At 34.9% G+C, this 347-nt stretch carries 1 rRNA gene; it reads left to right on the top strand.

Going from position 1 to position 347, the window contains the following annotated elements:
- Positions 1 to 250: 250 nt before the first annotated feature.
- Positions 251 to 347, top strand: a 23S ribosomal RNA gene (locus IDG64_RS14485); the annotation flags it as partial.

The following is a 347-nucleotide window of genomic DNA, read 5'->3' as shown; positions in this document are numbered from 1 at the left end:
GATTTTACCAAGCAAAACCGAGTGAATAAAGAGTTTTAAATAAGCTTGAATTCATAAGAAATAATCGCTAGTGTTCGAAAGAACACTCACAAGATTAATAACGCGTTTAAATCTTTTTATAAAAGAAAACGTTTAGCAGACAATGAGTTGAATTATTTGAAAGCGGAGTTTACTTCTGTAAATGAGCATTTTAAATAATGAAAACGAAACAGTATGTGAGCGTTTGACTTATAAAAATGGTGGAAACATAGATTAAGTTATTAAGGGCGCACGGTGGATGCCTTGGCACTAGAAGCCGATGAAGGACGTTACTAACGACGATATGCTTTGGGGAGCTGTAAGTAAGC

The sequence above is a fragment of the Staphylococcus sp. EG-SA-15 genome, from assembly GCF_017151895.1.
Taxonomy (GTDB): domain Bacteria; phylum Bacillota; class Bacilli; order Staphylococcales; family Staphylococcaceae; genus Staphylococcus; species Staphylococcus aureus.
Note: the sequence above shows the minus strand (reverse complement) of the source record. Positions and strands in the feature narration are given on the sequence as shown.